Consider the following 24,365-nt stretch of genomic DNA (forward strand, 5'->3'; position numbering starts at 1 on the left):
TAGTTTAATTGTTAATAGTATAATATTTATTATTACCTCCTTCCAAACAAGTACAAACTGTTCTTTATTCCTTAATAACATGTTACAATTCCTTACACACACAATGAAAAATTTAATACTTATATCACTACTAATAATATATACCCATGCATGGGGTAAAAAATTTAATAATGAAAATATAAAACCACTACAAATAGGTATCATTCAACACAATTATATAAATTTAACTCCTTATAATCAACATTATAAATATTACGCTTTCATTGGAATAACCATGACCTACAATGAATGGATTGATTTCAATATCATCCCCATCCACTTTTATCCCCTCATTCCAACTTTCTCAAATGTCTATTTTACTCTATCTATTTCTCTTTATATATTGAAATATCAAATACACATATATTCTTTCATTATCAATATCTTAATAGGTACTCAATTACCTATAGCTCTTAGAACTTCCATTATTACTGGTAACAATATCTCTGCTTTTCTTTTCCCTGCATTGCCTTTTGTCTCTGTTAAACTTAACATTCCAATTACTAATTTATTCTCTATCCTCTCTACATTTTCTTCTTCTCTACGTGAGTATTTTTTAGTCGATATAGCTATTACCTTTCCCATCTAATTATAACAATAATGGTAATTTTTAATAAGCATTTCCTTTATACAAAACTAAGAATATTCATTCTTCTACATTAAGTTTCTTAAACCCTTCTGGAATAAGCACAACATCAATACCTGAATTTAATGATTTCCTAATCGCATGCCCCAAACTAAAATTATTTACAATTGCCCCCATATCATATGCATCTGTCATGATAATACTAAAGATATTCAGATTATGTCTTATAATATCCACAATATCTTTTGACATACTACTTACATCTCCGGAAATCTTAGGAACAAGTACATGCCCAAGCATAATAAATTTTGCTTCCTTGCCAAAAAGAAATGGTATAAAATTATTTACCATTAAAAAATTTTTACTATAAGGTAATAAGGCCAAATCTTTATGGGTATCTACTTTTGTGCCTCCAAGTCCAGGAAAGTGTTTAACCACAGCAAACACACCTTCCCTTTGTATCCCATCAATAAATGCCTCTACCATAAGACCAATATTATAAGATGAATACCCAAAAGTTCTGCTACCTAAGGGACTATTTGGAACAAATTTTGCATCTGCTACAGGTGCCATATTTACATTGATACCAAGTCGTCTAAGCTGTTTCCCAAGAATTTCACCAATCTTATATGCAAGCTGAGAATCTCCAGTCTTTCCAACAGATTCCATAGCAGGAAAATTATAAACTCCCAATTTTTTATTCTCACTAGCTCTACTAACTAGTCCTCCTTCTTCATCAACAGCAATCAATATGTCAGAACCAAGATGTCTCTTTATCCCTTCAATCAACTCTTTAGTTTGCTGTGCATCCTTAAAATTTTCTCTAAATAAAATAATTCCTACTGGATTTATCTCTCTTATTTTACCAAGTTCTTCTTTACTTAGTGCTTGCACAGCACTAGGATTAGCAACATTCCTAATGCCAATAAAAAAACAACGTTCCCTCAAAATGTTCTTAACATTAACTCTTCCTAAAAATTTATCAATATCTACAAGATCAAATTTATCATTTTCAAAATAATCATAATCTATATCAGGAATGGAGCCTAGTAAAACCAAACTAGACAATAAAAGGCCAAATAACACAAATCTAAACATCCCACTTACCTTGCCTAAATACCAAATCATATTTATTCTTCAATGCATTATTAAGAGCATAATTTAAATATCTAGCAATATCAGAAATATTACCCGAAAATTTATCATTCATGTAATTACTCATAATAAGCGTATCAACAAATAATTTTGCGGGCAGAAACCTATCTTCTCTATTGACCTCAAAAATTAATGGATTATCTACTATTCTCATAACTTCCCAAGTTATTTGCTCAATTGCAGTATATCTACCAAACTCTTTATCCTGTTCAATAATTCTTATAGGCATATCTGATATTATTCTATCCATATTTTCTATCAAATATTCTAAATTAAAAAGACCTGTGGCACAATTAAATAAAATCCTAGAACCTCTACATTCAGCTTTAAGTACAGCTTCTTTAGAAATAACACTACCAATATCAACACATGTTAAATGATTATCATCATCCAAGACTAAAACCCCACCCTTTGTATCTAGTAGGGTTTTAACACTAAATTCAAAGCCAGAAGAACTATTAGTTATAGCCATTATGGCAAGAGTCTGTAAATTATATCGTTTTCTATATTCTCAGTTCCTACAATGAGTTTAACTTTATCTTTAAAAGCAGTAAAACGCAACTGATTGCTATCCTCACCATGCAAACTGTTAAAACGATCATATACAGAATGCGTAAATGTATAGTACAATTCATATAAATATTCACGCTTAGCATAACCAAACTCATCTTGTAATTCTTGCCTTAACTCCTCATCCTTCATACCCTCTATCAAGCTTTCGGTCTCTTTTAGTGAATTCAAAGTCAATAAAACATGTCCTAGAAGTTTTTTAACTTTATCAACACCCCAATCACCCAGACGAAAGAGAAAATCTAAGCCAGTAAACACATCAAGAAGAGCCCCACCACCAAAAAGAGGTTTAGCTACTACACCTCGTACATACTCAATTATTTCATACTCTTCATCAGACAGCTCAGAATACAGTTTTTCAACCTTTACAAGGGATTCAACCTGTTTTTTAATAACTTCTGATTTATCTTCACGTGTTCTCCAAGCAAAATTATTAGAAAATCTATGATTATTTATAGCTTTATAATAAACCTCATCAGGATTAGACCCACTGAATGCTTCTTTTAAATTCAATAAATATATTTTTCTTAAAAAATTAGACCTATCTCCTTGCTTTGATTCGTCTTTCTTAAAATCTTTCATAACTGCTTCGGTCTCTTTTAATGAGCCAAAAATAAATAAATTACGCTCCATAATTTCTTTAACTCTATCAACACCTAAAACAACAAGCAAGTTATAAAACTCATCCATACTATACGTTTTGTAATCTTCAAGCCTCCCAATACTAGGATCGGTTACTACACTTCGTATATACTCAATTACTTCCCTCCCATCATCAAAAAAACCAAATGTGTCTAAAAGATTATCAAGCTTAGTGCCTATACTGTACTCCGTATCTATTCCTTCAAAAGTAACTATAATATTATTATCTTTAAACACACTATCTCTCATCGCGATTTCTCTTTGTTTTTTTAAATCACAACTTATTATACAGCTTACTACTAGTAATAATAACGAATTATAAATTCTCAACCTTAGCATTAAACATCTCCTTTTTTTAATGAAAGCCAATTTATAAATAAATCATTTATAAATCAAAATATCATCATATAAATATATTATCATATTAACATGTCATTATATAACAATATATATTGTAAAACAATCATTATGCTATAATAGACTATTATCACTTCATATTTATTTTACTATTCTCCATTCAATTATTTTATCCATAATAACAACTCTATACCTCACACCTACACACACTAAAACTTAAATTAAATATCAATTCTTCTATCAATGCTATCTTCATTACATGGGTACTGCGTATAAATTTTAATGATGAATTTGACATTGTCCCCGTAATCACTTTCATCATCACTTACTATAAACCCCTCTCAAGCCATAAATTTACAATAAACACTGCTATTCGTTATTATCATATTTTTAGTTCTCTTTCATATCTGTAATAGATTATCTCCAACCAATGGATGCCCTAAATTTTTAAGAGCACAAAAAGAAAAAAATACCTCAAGTTAGAAATGATACTTAAAAAGAAATATGACTGCAACCTATACTAGTAAGACTTATCCCAAATTAAAGTAAATGTAAATATTCATACATACACAACGGTCATTCAATCAATTAACGTTATTGCTTATAATTTTGCTCATTGATTAACATGTATACCCAAAATTAATAAGTACACTTTACGCATATCCATCTAAATTAAAGGCAATATCAAAACATCTTATCACATAATTATACAAAGACTATATTTCTTAAAAGAAATCAAACATATTAAATATTTATTTAACAAATCATATAAGTTCATCAATACTGCTAAAAATAAAAATGCAAACCAAACAGCATACCCAACACTTAAAAAGTTTTGTATTTCTTATTTAAGGAGAAAAACAATTTATATTAACACTAAGTGTTGTAGCTCGCTTAAATACTGTCAATATGATATTACATATTTACTAAAAACAATAATTTATTATCCCAGTCAATATCAATAAAAACTCTAATCCCATATAACAAAAAATTATTACAAAAGTTGCAACTACAAGAACAAACTATCAAAAGAAAGATGAACTTGATAAAAACTCTCCTCTTCCCCTTAATACTAGAAACATTATAAAACCTTAGTATTCTTAAACATAATAAAATTATATTATTTGTTATTTTCCAAAACATCATGTGTATGAGATTCTCTTAAAGAAGCAGAGCTTATTTTTACAAATTTAGCGTTTGTCTTTAATTCTAATATTGTTCCCACTCCCAAGTAACCCATTCCAGACATTAGACCTCCCTTTAATTGAAATATAATGTCTTTTAATTTTCCAACATAAGGAACCATTCCTTCAATGCCTTCAGGAATCAATTTACCAGGGGATTCTTTATTTTCAAATTGGAAATATCTTGATTTGGAACCTCTAGCCATAGCAGAAAGAGAGCCCATACCGACATAAACTTTAAATTTTTTTCCATTATAAATTACTTCCTCTGAGGGGGATTCATGAGCACCAGCAAAAAGATTGCCTATCATCACACTATCAGCTCCAGCTGCAATTGCTTTAACTATATCTCCTGAAAATCTAATTCCACCATCCGCTATAATACAAGTATTTGTATGTTTACAGGCTTCAAAAACATCATGAATTGCGGTTAACTGCGGTACTCCAACTCCTGCAACTATTCTTGTTGTACATATGCTTCCTGGACCTATTCCAACCTTCAAACAGTCTGCTCCTGCATCAATTAAATCAAGGGCTGCTTCCTTAGTTACTATATTACCTGCAATAACATCCAAATTTGGATATTTATTTTTAATTTTCCTTACAAGTTCAATTACTCTAGTAGAATGTCCATGTGCAGAATCAATAGCAATTACATCAACATCCGCTTTGACTAATTCTTCAACACGCTCTAAAGTATCAACATCAATAGAAACAGCTGCTCCTACTCTTAGCCTATTTTTCATATCTTTGCATGCATTAGGAAAATACTCTTGATGCTCCACATGATCTATGTCTTTACAGGTTATTAATCCTCTTAAATTGTTTGACTTATCAACAATAAGTAGCTTTTCTATCTTATGCCTAAATAATATTTCTTTAGCTTCTGTTAAAGTTATATCTTCTCTTGCTGTAATTAATTTTTTTGTCATTGCATTTATTACAGGAACATTATCATCCGTAATATATTTAATGTCTCTATTAGTTACTAGACCTAATATTTTACCTGTTTTATCTGTCACAGGCAATGCAGAGATCTTATGTTTTGCAATCAATATCTTAGCTTCCTGTACATTTGCATTCTCATCAATAGTGATAGGATTTTTTATAATGCCGGTCCGGTGATAAACCTTTACTATTTCTACTTCTTTCCTTTGAGCTTCAATGGTGAGATTTTTATGTATAATTCCTATTCCACCCTCTTTAGCCATAGCTATTGCCATTCGGCTTTCTGTAACTGTATCCATGGCTGAGCTTAAAAAAGGTATATTTAAAGATATATTCTTTGTTAACTTTGTCTTTAAATCAACATCACTGGGTAATACAGATGATTTTCTAGGAATTAAAGAAACATCATCAAAAGTCAAAGCTTCTTTTACTATTTTTTCTATCAATCAGTTCTCCTTATTTTTATTATTCCCATTCTATTGTTGCTGGGGGCTTAGAAGAAATGTCATAACAAACTCTATTTATACCTCTGACCTCATTAATTATTCTTGAAGAAACTTTTCTTAAAAAATCATAAGGTAATTCAACCCAATTAGCAGTCATAAAGTCTAAAGTATTAACACATCGAATAACAGCTGTATATTCATATGTTCTGTTATCCCCCATCACTCCAACAGATTTTACAGGCAATAAAACTACAAATGCTTGCCTTATCTTATAATATAAATTATTTGACAAAAGCTCTTCTATTAAAATACTATCAGCTCCCTGAAGAATATTAATCTTTTCTTGAGTGATCTTGCCAATTATTCTTATTGCCAATCCCGGACCTGGAAAGGGATGTCTATAAAGAGAATTCTCTTCAATCCCTAATTGAATTCCTAATTGGATTACTTCATCTTTAAAAAGCTCCCTTAACGGTTCTAAAAGTTTTAATCTAATTTTTTCTGGAAGTCCCCCTACATTATGATGTGATTTGATATGTGATGAAAAAACATTATTTCTCGATTCAGACTCAATTACATCTGAATAAATCGTTCCTTGTGCCAAAAACTCTACATCTTTGTCTTCTAAGGCCACCTTTTCAAAAATCTCTACAAATGTTCTTCCTATAATTTTTCTTTTCTCTTCAGGTTCATCTATATTTTCTAAATTCTTCAAAAATATTGAAGAAGAATCAACATATTTTATGTTTAAATTGTACTGTCTACCAAGTTCTAATATCTCCCTAACTTCATTTTTGCGTAACAAGCCAGTATCGATAAAAACACAGATTAAATTACTTTTTATTGCATTATTAATAAGTAATGCACATACTAAAGAATCTGTTCCACCAGAAAGTCCCAAAATTACTTTCTTATCACCTATTTGAAGTCTTATTTTTTCCACAAAATCATCTATGCTATTACTTAAATTCCAGTTCACATGAGCTTGGCAAATTTTAAAAACAAAATTTTTAAGTATTTGATTACCAACCTCTGAACAAGTTACCTCTGGGTGAAATTGTAATCCATAAATTTTTTGCTCTTCATTAAATACAGAAGCAATACAAGTTTCAGTATAAGCTATTTGTTTGAAATTGCTTGGAACTTTTTCAATATTGTCTCCATGACTCATCATTACTTTTAACTTATTAGAAAGACCAAAAAATAAATTAGATTGATCATCTTCGATAAATAGTTCAGTATTACCAAATTCTTGCTTATCACATTTAGAAATTACGCCCCCAAACAATTTAATGATTAGCTGCATTCCATAACATATTCCCAAAATCGGTACACCTAAGTTAAAAATATCAATGTCCACAGTAGGAGCTTCGTCGAGATAAACAGAAGCAGGTCCTCCGCTTAAAATTATCCCCACAGGATACATATCCTTAATCTCTTCTGCAGAAATAGAATATGCAATGACTATTGTATAAACACCCATCTCTCTAATTTTTCTTGCAATCAGTTGACTATACTGAGAGCCAAAATCTAATACAATCACCGCATTATTATTCACTATAAATTCCTTAAAAAATTAGGTTTACTAATAAACTTAAAAAAGATAATCTTATCAACTTTAACAATCAAACCAACTGATTATGCAATGTGTTAACAAGACAAGATAAGACAAAATTCATACCTATAATCCTTAAACAAGGATAGGCAAGAACTCACTTGCCTTATCAATCTATTACCCAAATATATAAGTTAATAAGCTCATTAACTATTAATTTGTATAAGATATTTTATACTAACATCCTGTTATAAACAACTCTATGTTAACTAACTTAGAAATCCAAACTACCACTATTAATAACCATAAAATGACCTAATAATTAGAGTAATTTCAAGATCTCCTGTACCATTTTAGCTGCATTCACTGTTGCCAACTTAAGAAATTCGTTGTATTCAACTTCATTGCCCTCATTGTTTACAATATCAGATATAGATCTAACAACTATAAAAGGAACATTAAAGACATGAGCAACATGTCCCAATGCCGCACCCTCCATCTCTACAGCTATAACATCCTCAAAGTTTGCCACAATCTTTGTCAAATAAACTGGATCAATAAATTGATCTCCTGTTAGTATTAATCCTGAATATCCATTAACACCTTTAAGCTTTGTTTTAATAGCTTTTAAAGCCTTTTCAAGCAAATTTCTATCACTACTAAATTTCTGAGGTAATTCTGGAACCTGTCCAACTTTATGTCCAAATTTAACCAAATCAAAATCATGATAAGCCACCTCTGAAGATACTACTATGTCTCCCACCTTAAGCTTACTTACCTTAGGGTTAACAACCCCACCAGCAACCCCACAATTAATTACATGACTTATATTATATTTTGACAAAAGATAACTAGTCCATAAACTTGTATTTACCTTTCCAATACCCACAACAGCAGAAATAACATTGCGATTAGATATCTTGCCTTTAACAATTTTTTTATTAAGCCCATAATCCTTCAACACTATCTCTTCTTTACGAGACATAAGCTTATTCAGCTCAGCGGCTTCAGAATCCATAGCAAACACTACTAAAATATTGCTATTTTTATTAGAAATAGCATATCCATTAAAACAAACTAATAAAAAAATTAATAACTTAAACACCAAATATTTATGATTACACATAAGTGCAAAAATCCTCCATTGCTTCACAAAAATTGCTAATAACTGTAATACTTAACACTATTTCCTAATTTTTCAATCAAAATTTCACCTTTTTTAAAAAATATTGACTTTAACATAAGAATTACATTAAATACAATAAAAATCAACAAAGGAACTACAAACCTTATATTCTAGAAAGATATAAACTAAATACATCGGTATTAAAATTTTTTGAATTTACATATATTGATATAGCAAATATTGCAGTAACATATTATAAAAAAAGAACTATCTTAAAGGACAAATAATGAATTCATTACTAATTAAAGCAAATTATATCGATATTGTGAATAAAGAGATTTACCCTTCTCATATAACAATAAAAAATGGTACCATTTCCAACATAGAAAGAACTAATGAATCTTTAAAAGACTATGTATTACCAGGATTTATTGATTCTCACATACATATAGAAAGTTCCTTGCTTATTCCATCACATTTTGCTCATTTAGTAGTTCAACATGGTACCGTATCTACAATAAGCGATCCTCATGAAATAGCAAATGTCAATGGTATTGATGGTATTAATTTCATGATAAACAACTCCAATAAAATTGATTTTAAAAATTTTTTTGGTGCACCCTCTTGTGTCCCAGCTTTGCCCTTAGAAATTGAAACTTCCGGTCACGTCTTGGATGATAAAGATGTAGATAAGCTACTGGCACTAGATAATATCTATTATCTATCTGAAATGATGAATTTCCCCGGTGTACTTAATAGAGACCCTAAAGTAATGAACAAAATTCATTCTGCTTTGAAGCGTAACAAAGTTGTCGACGGACATGCACCCGGTTTATCACCTGAATCAGTTTTAAAGTACGCATCCGCAGGAATTAGTACCGATCATGAATGTTCAACAATAGAAGATGCACGATATAAATTGTCTTTAGGCATGAAAATCTTAATTAGAGAAGGCAGCGCGGCTAAAAATTTTGAAGCTTTACACCCTCTAATTAGCGAATGTTCAGGAAAATACCGAGATCATTTAATGTTTTGTTGTGATGACGCACATCCTGATATCTTGCTTAACGGGCATATAAACTTAATGGTTTCACGTGCCATAGAATATGGTCATGATTTTTTCGATGTTTTAAAAATAGCTTGTATTAACCCTGTTATACACTATAAAATCCCAGTCGGATTACTACAAGTCGGGGATCCTGCTGATTTTATTATTACTAAAGATCTAAAAACATTTAAAGTAGACAAAACTTACATAAATGGTAAATTGGTATTTAGTGATGGTAAATCATATATCCCACTACTAAATGAAAATCCTATCAATAATTTCAATTGCAGCAAAAAGTCAATTGACGACTTTAAATTTTTTACACAAAGTAAAACTATACCAACAATTAATTGCATTAATAATCAAATTATCACTAATAAAACCATGACTGACAGTAACCTATTAGCACCAAACTTTGAATCAAACATCAGCAAAGACATTTTAAAAATAGCAGTAATAAATCGATACAATAATCACAACAAAATATCGATAGGTTTTACAAAAAATTTTGGACTCAAAAATGGAGCCATTGGAAGCACAGTTGCTCACGACTCTCACAATATCATAGTTCTTGGTACTAGTGATGAATATTTATGCAAAGCAGCAAATCTTATTATTGAAAATAAAGGGGGTTTATGTGCTTTAAATAACCAAGATACCTTAATATTAAAACTTCCAATTGCGGGTTTGATGAGCATGAGCCCACCCAAGGAAGTTGCTTTAAAATATATTCAACTAAATAATTTTTGTAGGAATGTTTTAGGTTCTAATTTAGATTCCCCCTTAATGGCATTATCTTTCATGTCATTAACGGTAATTCCTCACTTAAAAATAAATGACAAAGGACTGTTTGATGTTGACTCTTTTTCATTTTTAAATTTCTAGACGAACCAAACAAAAAAACAATACTCTAAAACAAGGAAAAGACTGTTATGAGAGCTAATAATCTCTACTTCTATAATATTAAGTTACCTAAATTGACAATTAAATCACCAATTTATGGTTAAATTATCGCATAAGCAATGTTTGCAGAATCACTGCAAACATTAGTAAATAATAAAGCATCAAAAGCAACAAAAAAAAATAAGTGAGACATGCAATTTCTACAGCAATCTTTACAAAATAATTTTATAAATTCAACAAAAATCTATTATTCTCAGTCTCAACAGACATTAAGACACCAACTCCAAAATCGCAACAACCAACATTCCAAGTTTTTCTATTTGTCCTACTAAAGACTTAAATCGTTGATTCATAAAATAATTAAACTCCTCTAAAATAAACTCTGTTCCTTTAAAAGGCCTATTAAGAAAATCAATAATTTCATCTACTCCAGCATTCCACGTCTTTTTCAGAGACAAAATCCATTCAAGATTTGATTTAATATAATCTAAATCTCTAATAGACATAGTCAGCAATATATTTCTTTTAAGATTCATATTTTCAATTAAATATTCAAGCTTTAATTGATATTTACAAGATACCACACTAAAAATGCAGTTTAAGAGATCAACAACCCCACTAAGGTTGATTTTAGCAAAACATGCCCTTAATTCTTCAAACTTATGCTCATCATAATCAAGTGATGCATAAAATCTTCTTCTATACATTCTGGTGCATTCTGGATTAGAACACACTAAAACAAATTCCTTTTCTCTACAGATAGTATAACTAAAAGGTAAACCATAAAAATCATGAGGTTCACTCATGATTTTTAATTCAGAATATTTTATCTTGTCAACTTCTTTAGAAATCAAATCAATTATTTCTAATCGCAAATTAAAGATTGTTTCATCTGAAGAAGCTTTTTTCTTCACTTTTACCTTAACAGCATTTTTAACAAGATTACTACTTCTAGTTTTTTTAACCCCAATGCTCTTTGAAACATACTTTCCACATCCATTATCTATGTCAGACTTACCTTTACAATGTCCCTTAACATCACAAGCTATAAGTACAAACCCTACAATTGACAAGACAAACAAATATTCCTTCATAAAAATTCCCCTTGTCATTAAAGTGATGATATTATACCAAATACAAATTAATATCAACTATTAAATTATATAATTTATTAAATTGGATTTAAATACAGAATAAAAACCTTAAAAATTGTTCTAATAAAAAAGATCTAACCAACAAATTCAAGGATATAAACTAAAGCCAAAAACTTACAATCGGCTTTAAACAGTGATATAAACTTAATAATATGCAAATCAAAAATTACAAAATATATTTACTTATATACAAGTCAAAAAGGCAACAAATATTCGGTCTATTGAAAATAATTTAATTTTATTTCAGTAATTTTTTATGCTCCTATACAGAAGAAATTAAAGTTAAAACGTTAATATGAAAAAATGTATCTATCAATGATAATAATCAAATCGATGAGATTATAAACCAGTAAACCCAAGAGAAAATCAATAAAACTATAAACCATTGACATATCTATAAAATTATTAAATTCAATTCCATAAATCATGAGCTAGAAATAAAAGATAACAGATAACAACACTAAGAAATATTTGATCTCAAATATAACTAAGTTCTTTGACAAATAGGAACACAATAATTTATAACTACAGTCAAACAAAAAACTCGATAAAGTAGCTAATATATATTCAATGATAGTCAATACAAATAGAAAACTATCTGAATAATAAATAGATTACTCTATTGAGTTATAACAATAGAGTAAACAATTTAATGAGAAAATACTAATTTTAAAATAAAAATACAAAATAATAAAAGTATAGTAGGAGCAATTTTTATACTTTCTTTAGTAAACAAACTATGCAATACATTTATAATCACATAAAAAATTATCCCAATTCCTATCCCTGAGGCTATACTATAAGTCAAAGGAATCAAAAACAATATCAAAAAACTGGGCATAGCTTCTCTCATATTTGAAAAATCTATATTCTTTATTTCTTTACACATAAAAAATCCCACATATATTAAAGCAGCTGAAGTTGCACTAGCAGGAACAGCAATAAACAAAGGTGCAAAAAATACTGCCAATAAAAATAAAATACCTGTCACAACTGATGTAAATCCTGTTCTTCCACCCTCAGCTATACCTGTAGAACTCTCGACATAAGTAGTTACAGGGGAGACCCCCATAATTGCTCCAAAAGTGGTAGAAATAGCATCAACTAGTAATATTTTACTAGCATTACGTATCTTACCCGTATTATCAGTCAAATCTCCCTTTGAAGCAACACCTACCAAGGTTCCAACAGTGTCAAATAGATCATTAAATAACAAAATAAATACTATAAAAACAAAATTCCAAAAATTTTCACCTAGAATATAAGAAAAGTTTAATTTATTAAATATAGGCGAAATTGATTCATATCTTAAAACACCATCCGGCAATCTAATTCCTATACTCAAAGCAGCTTCTCTATCAAAAAGCGCATAACACCATGCCATTAAAGTAGTTATACAAATTGATAATAATATACTGCCCCTAATCGTTTTAAGTTCAAAAATAAATATGGCAATAATACCTAACAAGGTAAGGAAAACCTTTAAATTTATAATATTCCCAAGACCAATTAATGTGGCTTCGTTCCTAACAATTATTTCACTATTTACAAAACCAATAAAGGCAATAAATAATCCTATCCCAACAGTAATAGCACATCTTAAATTCACCGGCATAGCATTTACAATGCTCTCACGTGCCCTAGATAAAGATAAAATAATAAAAATAATACCTTCAACAAAAACTGCTCCCAAAGCTACTTCCCAAGGTATATTCATACCTTTAACAACAGAAAATGCAAAAAATGCATTAATTCCCATTCCAGAAGCCAATGCCAAAGGAGTATTAGTAAAAACCCCCATAAAAATAGTAGCAAAACCAGCTGTTAAACATGTAGCTGTTACCAATGCTCCCAAAGGCATACCTGTACTAGAGAGTATATAAGGATTAACAACTATTATATACGCCATGCTTAAAAATGTTGTAAGCCCAGCTATAATCTCTGTCTTATAATCAAGACTATTATTTTTAATCTGCGACATTAATGTCTCTCTACCTTTACTCAAAAATAATTCCTCCTTCCAGACAATTTTCATTGTATAAAAAAACCAAAATTAATACTAATATCACCAATAATTAGCACTAATATCATAAAAAACAAACGAAAATGACATCAAAAAAACATGCACAGATTTAAAATCTACACTAACTAAATGAAATTACATTCCTTTAAAACCTGTATCCTCGTATCATATATATCAGCTAACCTTATTATTTTGAAGTAAAATATCTTCACTATCGGACCAATGTGAAAAAACAATGGTTTTAAGAACTTTACCAGAACTGTTTACAATAAAAAATTTTCCAGTCTTAATAAGCTCTAGATACACTTTTAAAGAAATATCCTTACCAACACTAAAGAAAGTCTGAATATATTTATCACCAATTCTTTTATAACGCCTAAGCAGAAACGAAGCCACTATATCATTACCACATTGCAAAAACAGTGGTTCCTTATATCTTAAATTAAATTTGCCAGAAATAGTAAAATAATGCCTTAAAGAAACCTTATTCTTATCAAAAATCAATCTAATATATTTCGAATTGCTACTTAACCCATGAATGTTCTCAAACCCAATAGTTGCACAAGAAAACATCAAGAAAATAAAACAGTAAAAAATGATATACCTATTAGAAAATTTTGTCATCAAAATACTATAAATTTTTACACAAGAACATAATTTACTACAAAATATTATTTTCAAGAGCATATCTTAGAGTATCTCGGGTACTCTCAAAGTCAACATCAATAAATTTAGCATCATATTCAAAAGTCCCTCTAGTCCACACTTGATAAGAATTATCATCTAAAACAAAAGATAAGCTTTTGTAAGGCTTAAGAGCCCTTAAAATAAGATCAGCATTATCTCTATCAATATCAACATACAAGAATCTGAAATTCCCAATGCCAACCACCTTAGAAATATTAACATCACCAATATAGTTATCATCTTGAATTAATTTTAAATAACCACTATCAAAATTTAAATTCGAATCCAAAACAACATTCAAAAACACAGAAAAATCATTAGTCAATTTATCCCTCTTTATATAGATTTGACTATTTGGATAAAAATAAAGGAAGTAATTAGCTCTCTCAATTTTGTCAAATTCTTCATCTAAAAAGTCATGTACATTTAAAGTTTTACATGAAAAAAAAAACAAAACAAATAAGAAAAAACTATATCTCATAATTAAATTATATTATACAATATTAGAAGGAGAATGTTTATATTGAATGAAATCCAATAATTTTAGCTCATATATTAAAGCCCCTTATATTTATTCTGATTATATAATCTCAAAATACGCTGTATTACTAATACCAGTACCAATCATAAAGATTGCCATAGGAGAAGGACTTAAAGTATTTGAAATTTCATTTGAAGACAAATACAAAAATTTTGCCGGATACATTAAACCAAACAAAAAAACTATATATATAAACGAAACAATGAATCTACAAAACAAAAGATTTGCAATAGCACAACAACTTGGCCATTATCTAATGCATAAATATCAAGTTTTTAATCCATCAAAGAGAACAGATACGATTAATACTCAAGATAACCAAATGACAATAGAAGCCAACATATTTGCAGCAAACCTATTAATCCCAACTACCACTTTAAGACTAAAAGTATTTCAATATAAATCGATAAAATATCCGCAAAAAGTAATGGCAAAAGAATTTCAAGTATCTGAAAATATAATACACTTTAAGTTAAGCATGCTGAACGAGATTCACAGACTTGAGAAAGAAAACAAGATACAAAAAAAACTAAAAGTTAAGCAAATAGATAGAGCAAGGGCTAAAGAGCTTTTACTGCAAAATGTAGATAAGCTAAAAGAATCAATAGCTATAGATTTAGAAAAAAAAGAAAATACAAGAAAAGAAAGCATAAAAAAATCTTCGAAGAACTAGAATAAATAACTTATTGCTTGGAAAAGCTTTTAAGTATGTTTTCCAGCTTTCGTTTAGCAAAAATTAAAGCATTCTTATCTTGAATAATCATATCTAAAAAATCTTTTTTAAGCACAATCCAAGATCTATTATCCACATCTATTTTATAATAAGGAAAATTTATTCTTAAAGGAAATTTTTCTTTAATATTATGATCATCTAAATACCTCAAAACCTCGGATTTAAAAGATAAACCTTGAACCACACTATACGCTAAGATAACTTTATATAATCTTTTATTATACAAATAAAGACTCTTAATATATGCAATATTATTATTATAACTAGACTCAGAAATATAAACTGAACCCTTTTGTTCACCTTTCCAAATATCAAAACTACAATTAGAATCATTAAAATTTGTATACTTACTTAGATCAGATTTTGAAATTCTAAGTTCAGGATATATCATCAAAGCTTTTAAAGCTAATAAATCTAAATTATATCCCTCTCCAGATTCATACAGTAAAATTGTGGAACAACTTAACAAAAATATAAAAATAAAAAATACACAAGAACTTAAAAATATACGCATACAATCAATCTGATTATACTTTTTCGCAAAAACAAAGTAAATAAAATAGATCTGTTTTGATATAATAATATAAAAAATCAACCTAAAGGAACTTAAATGAGTTACTATGCATTAAGCAAAATATTTATGTATCTTGGATATATTATTATAGGAATTACATCCTTTACCATCTTTAACAAAAATTTAAGAGTAAAGATCAAGAGTAAGATAAAAAAGTTTAATTCTCTATATTACTTAACGCTATTTATCCTTTTTATAACCGCTTCTAACTTGTCTCATCATTTCTCAGAAAAACAATTACTAGAAAATTTCCAAATATTCAAAGAAGACTTCCTTGAAGTACATAAAATCAATGCAACATTTTTACAAAAATATCTCTCAAAATTACAAGAACCAATAAAAATGGAATTAATGTCAAAACTAACACCAATAAACACCATATTTAATGCTAGTTTTGAAAAATATTCAAAAAATATAAACAAACCAGCAGATGATATCGTAAAAAATTATAATGCCTATATTAAAGCAATGAACACAGAAATCAAAGACAAGATTGCAAAATTAGAGGAAGAAACTCTGCCAATGTATAACAAATACAAATTGCCTAGTTTAAATAATAAAATATCAGACATAGGTGTTGATAAAGATGGAAACATCATTCCCGTACTTAAAGACTCAAAAGGTCAAATAACGGATTTATTATTTTACGATCAAAACTACAATTTAATTCCATTTAAAGAATATCAAAAACATGGGGTTAAATTTGAGATCATTAAAGATGATAACAATTACTTCAAAGAACTACTAAATGTCTACTATCTTGATTCAAATAATACTCAAGTTACTATTGATTATTATAAAAATAATATTGATACCATTCCCTACTATATAGATTTAAAAGAGAATAAAGATAATTTTCTGAAGAGTATTAAACTTAAAAACGAATACAAAACATACATCGAAGAAAAACGTAAGCTCAAAGTATTAGTAAGCAATGATAATTTAGACGAATTTAAAGTCTTTTTAGAACAAAATCCAAACACTTTTTCATTAAACACAATATTCTCCGATGGAAATCCTGTATTCATTCACGCAGTAAAATCAAAATCCAAGAATATAATAAATTATGCAATGTCGTCAAAAAATTGCAACATCAACCTAACAGATCAGGAAGCCAAAAACGCCCTTCACAATGCTATAATTAGCGGATACGACATAAACTTCATTAGATCTCTTATAGAAAAAGGAGCAAATCCACATATAAGAGACTTAAATAAAAAGTTACCATCCGATTATGCTTCCAAGAACGGAGAAATCTATAAATATTTAAACACTATTACAAAATAAATAACATTTGTAACTTTTCAAATATAATCAAGATAATTAATTATTGATTATTATTACTTTAAATATAGTATATATTAATTAAATTAATTAATATATACTATATTTAAAGATTGAAAGTGAACACGAGGAGAATTTATTATGATTACCACTTCAAACAAATTTGCTATTTTGCAAAAAATCGGTAAAGCCTTCATGTTACCAATAGCCCTTCTACCAGCAGCCGGACTTTTGCTAGGAATTGGCGGTGCATTTACCAATGAAACAATGATTCAAGCTTATAGCCTTGAAAATACTTTGGGACAAGGAACCCTTTTAAACATCATTCTATCAGTCATGAGAGACACTGGTGGTGTGGTATTTGAAAATTTACCGCTAATATTCTCATTAGGCATTGCCATTGGTCTTGCAAATGTAGAAAAAGGTTCCGCGGGACTTGCTGGAGGAATTGGATTTTTAATTATGCACAAAGCTATAAACAGTACTCTTACAATACAAGGAATAACTACCGAAACAGTTAATTCTGCTTATTTAATGACAACAGGACTCAATGAAGCACAAGCTGTTGCAAAATCATTTGAATATACAAATGTACTTGGCATGCACACTCTTCAGATAGGAGTACTTGGGGGCATGATCTCAGGGTTCATTGCTGCATATCTTCACAACAAGTACTACGACATTAAACTACCTCAATTTTTAGCATTCTTTGGGGGAACAAGATTTGTCCCAATAGTTACAACCGGAACAATGTTAATTATTGGTATAATGCTTGTATTTATTTGGCCTCCCATACAAAGCGTAATTGCCATGACAGGTAAAATTGTAGAACAATCTGGTTACTTTGGTTCATTTCTGTTTGGCATCATTGAAAGAGCACTAGTTCCAACAGGCCTTCACCACATATTTTATATGCCATTCTGGCAAACACCTTTAGGAGGAACAATGGAAATTAATGGAGAATTAGTCTCAGGTGCACAAAAAATATTTTTCGCACAACTTGCAGATCCAAACTTCTCAGGACACTTTGAAGTTACAAAAGGAACAAGGTTTTGGGTTGGAAAATGGCCAGGACACGCATTTGGACTTCCTGGAGCAGCACTTGCAATGTGGTGGGTAGCAAAACCTGAACGCAAAAAAGAAATGGCAGCATTCTTAGGTTCTGTAGCATTCACATCATTCTTAACAGGAATAACAGAACCCATTGAATTTACATTCCTTTTTGCAGCCCCTATTCTATTCTTTGGATTTAACGTCTTTATGTACGGCATGGGGTTTGTATTGATGCATCTTTTAAACGTTGGAGTAGGAGTAACATTTGCAGACGGATTTATTGATTACCTCCTTTATGGAATACTTCAAGGAAATGAAAGAACAAGTTGGATAAACATACTCTACGTCGGAATACCTTATTTCTTTATATACTTCTTTGTCTTTAAATGGACTATAGTCAGATTTGACTTTAAAACTCCAGGCAGAGAAGACGACGGAGTAACTGCTACAAGGGCAAGTTCAAAAGAAATACTTGATAATTTAAGAGAAGTTACAACCAAAACCATCAAAGGCCTTGGGGGAATTGCTAACATTAAATATAACAGTGCCTGCATTACAAAACTCAGAATTGAAGTATATGACATCAATCTTGTTAAAGATAATGCTTATTTTAAATCAATTGGTGCTAAAGGAATTATAAGACAAGATAAAGGATTACAAATTATATTTGGTGTTGTATCAGATAATGTCAACACAGAAATAGAAAAAATTATGAAAGAACTACAAACATCTCAACAATGACAACTTAAAAGGAATGAGTGGTACTCATTCCTTGACAATAATTTTGTCCTTAATTTTATTTACAAGATCGACAAATATTGCTAATATTAATCATATAATATAATTAAAAATGTTAATTATATTAAATTTTAACAACAATTTAAGGGAGGGGATGTTATGTCAATATCACCAGGATCTATATTTACAACATTACAGAAGGTAGGAAAAGCTTTTATGTTACCAATAGCTCTTTTACCAATAGCTGGTCTTTTACTAGGAATTGGTGGAGCACTTACCAACAAAACAATGATTCAAACTTATGGAATTGAGGACATACTTGGAGAGGGAACTTTAACAAGTTCAATACTATCTTTAATGAAATATACAGGTGAAATAATTTTCGCAAACTTACCTTTAATGTTTGCAGTGGCAATTCCAATTGGATTGGCAAAAGCTGAAAAAGGAACAGCGGCTCTTGCTGGAGTTGTAGGATTTTTAGTTATGCATCAAACTATAAATGGAATTTTATCTCTTCAAGGCATTAATGCTTCAACTGTAAATGTAGAAGCATTAATAGCAATTGGAACACCTGAAGCAGAGGCAATCGCAAAAAGCCAAGAATACACAAATGTACTTGGAATCTTTTCTCTTCAAATGAGCGTAATGGGAGGCATGGTAGCGGGATTTATTGCAGTAATGCTTCATAACAGACTGCATAATATCCAGCTACCAACATTTCTAGCATTTTTTGGAGGATCAAGATTCATTCCCATCATCACCACTCTTGCAATGTTCATAGTAGGAATAATTTTAACATGCATTTGGCCAGTCATTCAAGGAATGATGATCTCATTTGGAAATATTATAGAACAATCTGGTTATTTTGGTTCATTCGCATATGGAGCAATAAAAAGGTCTTTAATACCTTTTGGTCTTCATCACATATTTTATATGCCATTCTGGCAAACATCTTTGGGTGGAACAATGGAAATTAATGGAGAACTAGTCTCAGGTGCACAAAATATCTTCTTCAAACAACTCTCAGATCCTAATACTGTACATTTTGAAGTTACAAGAGGAACACGATTTTTTAGTGGTGAATTTATAGTAATGATTTTTGGATTACCTGGCGCTGCTCTTGCAATGTATCATACCGCAAAAAATGAGAATAAAAAAAACACAGCTTCTCTATTATTATCAGCTAGTTTCACATCAATGCTAACAGGAATAACAGAACCTCTTGAATTTGCATTCCTTTTTGCAGCGCCTGCCCTCTACTATCTTGTATATGTTCCTTTATTTGGATTGGCTCATCTATTAGCACATGTTTTCAATATTGGAGTTGGATTAACATTCTCTGGAGGATTTATCGATATGTTCCTATTTGGAATACTGCAAGGCAATAGCAAAACAACTTGGATAATGATTCCTATTATTGGAATATTTTACTTCATTGGATTTTATTACATTTTCAAACTTGCAATCATAAAATTCAATCTAAAAACACCAGGCCGTGAAGAAGTAGAAGAAGTTACAAAAACAAGTCCACAAAAAACAGCAATATCAGAAATTGCCAGAAAAGTACTAGAAGGACTTGGGGGTAGAGACAACATCACATATCTTGACGCATGTGCATCAAGACTAAGAATAAATGTCAATAAAATAGAACTAGTTAAATCTGTCACTTATTTTAAATCCATTGGAGCAAGCGGAATGCTTCAAAAAGGAAATGGTATCCAAATTATATTTGGAGGATTATCTGACAATATAAGAATGGAAATGGATAAAACTTACATCAATTCTTAAGAAAGCTTTAAGAATATAAAATAGCAATAAGAGGGGTTTTATTTTAAAATAGCTCCTCTTATATTTTATAAAAAAGGATAAGAATATGCACAAATACCAATACCTCATTTCTGGAAAAGTACAAGGTGTAGGATTTAGGTTTTTTACAGAACAAATCGCAACTAAAATAGCAATCAAAGGATTTGTTAAGAACCTAGATGATGGAAAAGTTGAAATAGTAGCTTTTTTCGACAATAAAGAACAAATTGAATTATTTGAAAACACCTTAAAAAAAGGCAATGGTTACTCAAAAATTGAAAACATAGAAAAAAAAATCTTAGACGAAAGATATCCCTTCGATTTCAAGAACTTTTGTTCCTACTACTAATATTTCTATTAATCTTACCCTTAATTACTTTCATCTTACCAATTTTTGCTTTAGTTCCACCCTTATTTGCAAAATTAAGGGACTTTGAACTAGATTGAAAGAAACGCTCAACCCTGAACTTCAAAAAGTCTAATGACTTTTTATCCTTACAAAAAATATTTAGATTGCCATCCGAAAATTTAATGTCAAGCCCATAGTTAGTTTCTGTCCTTAAAAAATTACAAGAAATAAATTCTCCATTTAATTTACTTCTTTTAAAAAGGAAAAAATATTTCTTACCTCTCTTAGAGTCTCTAAAATCAATTTTCAACCAATCTTGCATCGGTTGAATTGAAACCAAACTATCATAAAGATAGGAAATATAAATCATTCTATTACCATCGACACTTAATGTCTTCTTAAAAAAATAAAGAAATCCTGTATTCATACAATTAACAAATATATTACAAATCAAAATATTTTAAAAAACTCTAAATTAGTCAAAATAAATATTAAACATCAAAATAAAATTAACTTTTTTACAATATACCTAAACATCATATTCAAAAATCAAGGCTAAATACTCACCAAGTTTTGCATAATTATAATTATAACCATATTTTTGCTTGAAAGACTTACGAATTTTAACATTAAGGCCCCTTAGCATTTCCAATTTCTCTAAACCATCTTCGATCATCAGCTCTTTAATTACATGCAAAGTCTTGACATAATTTTCATCCATAACACCACACTCCTCTATCAAAACATTTACTCTTTGCATAGTAACAACAGAATATGTAGTCTTTCTCCTAACATACGTGTATATCCGTCTTTTAATCAATTTAAGCAAATCAATATCAGCATTATCATCTAAAGTCTCCAAGATATAACGATTGTAATGAAAAGCGGTTATTATATCATCATGCTCATGTCCTAAAACCGTGGTTATCCACAAATTGAGCTCCATATTTTTTGGAGCAAATGCAAGGTAAGAAAACCTACTATAAAGCCTTCGACAAAAATAAACTGACTCTTCAGGTTCAAATATATTTTCAAAGATCTTACGAAATAGCCTATTATAACTATAAGCAAGATTTGAGGATATAATTTCTTTTGAAAGTTTTTCTGTCCTCTCCATATATCTTATCTCTTCTATTGAATCAATAATCAATTTAGAATCAGCAAAAGTGGGAAAAACAATTTCATGAATTAAATTATGCTCTTTCTTCTTTGCAATATGCTTCATGAAAATATGTTCACTATCTTCAACATAAAATTTAGATATTTTCATTATTTCAACAGGACGCCGTCCGGTTGCCATTAATACTCCATAAAACTTTAATCGGATATCCCTTTTTTGAGTCAACAAAATATTTATTATCTCAATATAAGTTTTTAAGTTTATCTTAACCGGTATCTGCTCTTTTCTATAACTATTAATTTTTGAAATCTTATAATGATGGGAATAATTATTTAACCATTCAGGACTTTTAAACAAACTTAGGAAAAACTCAAAATAAACCTTTTTACCTAAAATATTATTAGAAACCATCAACTCCTCAATTTTACATAAATCTTTTATATCGATATTAGATAGTGCCTTTACTTTTTTAGGAATCCAAAAAAACAAAAGCTTATTTTTTTGTCTTATCTCCTCAATCACTGAAAGATTGATATATTCCTTTATTATTTTACGGGTTTTAGAAAGATTCAATATGATTGAAAGGTTAGTAAACTTATCCTTCCTTAAGAGAATACCTCTATGTTTCTCAGCAAGAGTACTCAGACTTTCATTTAATTTAGAATATGAAATCTCATATTTCAAATACTTAACATATATTGCTTCCAAGTTTTTTCTAAAAAACTCAAGCTCTTTTTTTATATTAACTTTCAAAGACATACTAAACAAATTATAGCAAGAAAAAATAATAAGAACATCTACTTAAACTACTATCAACTTATAAAACAAAAACAATTTACTAAACACATACTTAAATAAAAGTTATAATAACAAAGAATTACCAATAAAGTTCCTATTATCACATAAATCTCTCAATAGCCTTAAAAACATAGTAATAGAAAACAATATATGCCTCTCTTAAAGTAGAATACTTGGAACTTCCCACAAAATACATAAGTTCACTTGTACTTGAATTAATATCATCTTCATGGTTTCTAATCTCAAATTCACGGTTAATCTTTTTTATATGCTCTAAACTAAAAGTATAAGTAGAAAATTGACTATTATTAGCTATATCAAGCTCACTTTTTAATACAATTTCTCTTTTAAATATTTTTTTAACTTGAAACTCAAATGAATTGGGAGGGATAGCATTAAAAAAATCAAACTTAAATCCAAAATCAAAAATAAACCCAAATTTATAATCCAATAAACCTGCAACTTTTGAATACAAAATTACCTGCACCTCAATATTTTGCGTATCTTTATCCAAGATAAAGTAATAAGAGTAACCATTAATATCCTTAACAGAATCAAAATAATCTTTAGAATGAACTCGAGTTCTAAATTTATTACCACCTAAATATTCATAACCTGCAATTTCTAATTTTATTGATTCTTCTAAAGGAAGGAAAAATCTTGATGCAGTATCAAAATTGCAAGAACAAAAGATGAAAATGAAAAGTAAAACAATCTTATAAACTACTTTCAACAAACCCTCGTGATAAAATCTACCTATCATTAAAAAAGAATATCTGAATATCTACTTAATAATATATCAAACAATTCACAAATAAGAACAACATAATTTTACTATTATTAAAATAAAACAATATAAAATAAATTTAAGGTATGAATGTATTATCTAAAGACTTTACTTTTCTCCAACATTTAATTAAAATATCACTAACGTTTTAAATATAAA

The 24,365-nt window shown here is 29.3% G+C and carries 22 protein-coding genes; 6 read left to right on the plus strand and 16 right to left on the minus strand.

Going from position 1 to position 24,365, the window contains the following annotated elements; translation table 11 throughout:
• Positions 1-435: 435 nt before the first annotated feature.
• The 8 genes from bvRMA01_RS06040 to bvRMA01_RS06070 form a co-directional block, all read right to left on the minus strand.
• Positions 436-624, minus strand: a complete 189-nt coding sequence (locus bvRMA01_RS06040) for a hypothetical protein (protein ID WP_247031290.1) — start codon at positions 622-624, stop codon at positions 436-438.
• Between the two features lie 61 nt (positions 625-685).
• Positions 686-1,753, minus strand: coding sequence for a glycoside hydrolase family 3 N-terminal domain-containing protein (locus tag bvRMA01_RS06045; RefSeq protein WP_433996701.1), 1,068 nt, complete (start codon positions 1,751-1,753; stop codon positions 686-688).
• A complete protein-coding gene (locus tag bvRMA01_RS06050; RefSeq protein WP_433996736.1) occupies positions 1,716-2,252 on the minus strand; it encodes a UTP--glucose-1-phosphate uridylyltransferase in 537 nt (178 codons plus the stop codon). The genes bvRMA01_RS06045 and bvRMA01_RS06050 overlap by 38 nt, the downstream gene beginning before the upstream one ends.
• The gene (locus bvRMA01_RS06055; RefSeq protein ID WP_247032792.1) at positions 2,252-3,241 is read right to left on the minus strand and encodes a BTA121 domain-containing protein surface lipoprotein; all 990 of its coding nucleotides are present in this window, start codon (positions 3,239-3,241) and stop codon (positions 2,252-2,254) included. Before bvRMA01_RS06055 ends, bvRMA01_RS06050 begins: the two co-directional genes overlap by 1 nt.
• A 295-nt stretch (positions 3,242-3,536) precedes the next feature.
• Entirely contained in the window at positions 3,537-3,671 is a 135-nt protein-coding gene (locus tag bvRMA01_RS06240) for a hypothetical protein (RefSeq protein WP_283847972.1), read from the minus strand.
• A gap of 798 nt (positions 3,672-4,469) precedes the next feature.
• Positions 4,470-5,927, minus strand: coding sequence for an IMP dehydrogenase (gene guaB / locus bvRMA01_RS06060; protein ID WP_247032793.1), 1,458 nt, complete (start codon positions 5,925-5,927; stop codon positions 4,470-4,472).
• A 19-nt stretch (positions 5,928-5,946) separates the two neighbouring features.
• Complete coding sequence (gene guaA / locus bvRMA01_RS06065) at positions 5,947-7,485, minus strand: glutamine-hydrolyzing GMP synthase (protein ID WP_247032794.1); 1,539 nt, start codon at positions 7,483-7,485, stop codon at positions 5,947-5,949.
• Positions 7,486-7,804: 319 nt separating this feature from the next.
• A complete protein-coding gene (locus bvRMA01_RS06070) occupies positions 7,805-8,608 on the minus strand; it encodes a 5'-methylthioadenosine/adenosylhomocysteine nucleosidase (protein WP_119024508.1) in 804 nt (267 codons plus the stop codon).
• Positions 8,609-8,894: 286 nt separating this feature from the next.
• Between bvRMA01_RS06070 and ade the strand changes: the two genes are divergently transcribed.
• Positions 8,895-10,541 (plus strand): adenine deaminase, encoded by a 1,647-nt coding sequence (gene ade / locus bvRMA01_RS06075; RefSeq protein ID WP_247032795.1) that lies wholly within the window; start codon positions 8,895-8,897, stop codon positions 10,539-10,541.
• A 287-nt stretch (positions 10,542-10,828) separates the two neighbouring features.
• Here ade and bvRMA01_RS06080 read toward each other — a convergent pair whose 3' ends face one another.
• The 4 genes from bvRMA01_RS06080 to bvRMA01_RS06095 all read right to left on the minus strand — a co-directional run bounded on the left by bvRMA01_RS06080 (position 10,829) and on the right by bvRMA01_RS06095 (position 14,904).
• Positions 10,829-11,653, minus strand: a complete 825-nt coding sequence (locus bvRMA01_RS06080; RefSeq protein WP_247032796.1) for a complement regulator-acquiring protein — start codon at positions 11,651-11,653, stop codon at positions 10,829-10,831.
• Positions 11,654-12,362: 709 nt separating this feature from the next.
• Positions 12,363-13,718 (minus strand): NCS2 family permease, encoded by a 1,356-nt coding sequence (locus bvRMA01_RS06085; RefSeq protein WP_247032798.1) that lies wholly within the window; start codon positions 13,716-13,718, stop codon positions 12,363-12,365.
• 192 nt (positions 13,719-13,910) lie between these two features.
• Positions 13,911-14,309, minus strand: a complete 399-nt coding sequence (locus bvRMA01_RS06090) for a hypothetical protein (protein WP_236842860.1) — start codon at positions 14,307-14,309, stop codon at positions 13,911-13,913.
• A gap of 88 nt (positions 14,310-14,397) precedes the next feature.
• Complete coding sequence (locus bvRMA01_RS06095; protein ID WP_247032800.1) at positions 14,398-14,904, minus strand: hypothetical protein; 507 nt, start codon at positions 14,902-14,904, stop codon at positions 14,398-14,400.
• A 46-nt stretch (positions 14,905-14,950) separates the two neighbouring features.
• Between bvRMA01_RS06095 and bvRMA01_RS06100 the strand changes: the two genes are divergently transcribed.
• Positions 14,951-15,637 carry an ImmA/IrrE family metallo-endopeptidase gene (locus tag bvRMA01_RS06100; protein WP_247032816.1) on the plus strand — a complete coding sequence of 229 codons (687 nt, stop codon included), beginning with the start codon at positions 14,951-14,953 and terminating at the stop codon, positions 15,635-15,637.
• Positions 15,638-15,647: 10 nt separating this feature from the next.
• Here bvRMA01_RS06100 and bvRMA01_RS06105 read toward each other — a convergent pair whose 3' ends face one another.
• Positions 15,648-16,211, minus strand: coding sequence for a hypothetical protein (locus bvRMA01_RS06105; protein WP_247032802.1), 564 nt, complete (start codon positions 16,209-16,211; stop codon positions 15,648-15,650).
• 96 nt (positions 16,212-16,307) lie between these two features.
• On the opposite strand from bvRMA01_RS06105, the gene bvRMA01_RS06110 reads away from it, so the two are divergent.
• From bvRMA01_RS06110 to bvRMA01_RS06125, 4 genes are all read left to right on the plus strand, one after another.
• Positions 16,308-17,558: an ankyrin repeat domain-containing protein gene (locus bvRMA01_RS06110; protein WP_247032803.1), complete on the plus strand. Its 1,251-nt coding sequence runs from the start codon at positions 16,308-16,310 to the stop codon at positions 17,556-17,558.
• A gap of 138 nt (positions 17,559-17,696) precedes the next feature.
• Positions 17,697-19,349, plus strand: coding sequence for a PTS transporter subunit EIIC (locus bvRMA01_RS06115; protein WP_247032804.1), 1,653 nt, complete (start codon positions 17,697-17,699; stop codon positions 19,347-19,349).
• Positions 19,350-19,505: 156 nt separating this feature from the next.
• Positions 19,506-21,134, plus strand: coding sequence for a PTS transporter subunit EIIC (locus bvRMA01_RS06120; protein ID WP_247032805.1), 1,629 nt, complete (start codon positions 19,506-19,508; stop codon positions 21,132-21,134).
• 85 nt (positions 21,135-21,219) lie between these two features.
• Entirely contained in the window at positions 21,220-21,501 is a 282-nt protein-coding gene (locus tag bvRMA01_RS06125; protein WP_088895114.1) for an acylphosphatase, read from the plus strand.
• On the opposite strand, the gene bvRMA01_RS06130 is transcribed toward bvRMA01_RS06125, so the two are convergent.
• The 3 genes from bvRMA01_RS06130 to bvRMA01_RS06140 form a co-directional block, all read right to left on the minus strand.
• Complete coding sequence (locus bvRMA01_RS06130; RefSeq protein WP_247032807.1) at positions 21,476-21,928, minus strand: hypothetical protein; 453 nt, start codon at positions 21,926-21,928, stop codon at positions 21,476-21,478. The genes bvRMA01_RS06125 and bvRMA01_RS06130 overlap by 26 nt on opposite strands.
• A gap of 102 nt (positions 21,929-22,030) precedes the next feature.
• Positions 22,031-23,380 carry a protelomerase family protein gene (locus bvRMA01_RS06135; protein WP_247032809.1) on the minus strand — a complete coding sequence of 450 codons (1,350 nt, stop codon included), beginning with the start codon at positions 23,378-23,380 and terminating at the stop codon, positions 22,031-22,033.
• 139 nt (positions 23,381-23,519) lie between these two features.
• Positions 23,520-24,182, minus strand: coding sequence for a hypothetical protein (locus bvRMA01_RS06140; protein ID WP_247032810.1), 663 nt, complete (start codon positions 24,180-24,182; stop codon positions 23,520-23,522).
• Between the last annotated feature and the right edge of the window lie 183 nt (positions 24,183-24,365).

It is taken from the genome of Borrelia venezuelensis, assembly GCF_023035835.1.
GTDB lineage: Bacteria > Spirochaetota > Spirochaetia > Borreliales > Borreliaceae > Borrelia > Borrelia turicatae.